The organism is Halorubrum sp. SS7, assembly GCF_005435055.1.
Classification (GTDB): Archaea; Halobacteriota; Halobacteria; order Halobacteriales; family Haloferacaceae; genus Halorubrum; species Halorubrum salinarum.
On sequence record NZ_SGXV01000346.1, the window covers coordinates 1 to 423 of the forward strand.

A 423-nucleotide genomic window follows, 5' to 3' on the forward strand; every position below is an offset into this window, starting at 1 on the left:
AGCAGACAGGCGAAGAAGACGTATGCTGCGAATTTCACCAGATCAAGCTCAAGCGGGCCGACCGCAAGCAGGAGAGCAGGAAAGACAAACGCGGAGATAACGGACAAAGAGAAGGCGATCGATCGACCGGCGAGCTTCCCAAGAACCACGTCAGTCCGGGAATTCGGTAAAGAGAGCAGAAGCTTGATCGACCCCGACTCGCGTTCGCCGCTGATCGCGTTGTAGCTGATGACTAATGCGGTGAGCGGCAGGAGAGTTCCGACCATGAACCCGATGAGCCGGACATTTAGGAACGCATTCGATGAAACCGTTTCGCCGGTCGGTGGTCGCACCTGATACGCGACGAAAGAGACGAGACCGAGGAACAACAGAGTCAATCCGAGTAGCCACCGGGACCGGACCGCGTCGCGGAGGTCTTTTTTT

1 protein-coding gene is annotated in these 423 nt (G+C 56.7%); it reads right to left on the reverse strand.

The features are described 5' to 3' along the window. The coding region (locus tag EXE44_RS18310; protein WP_158293511.1) for an ABC transporter permease at positions 1 to 423 on the reverse strand (423 nt) is incomplete at both ends.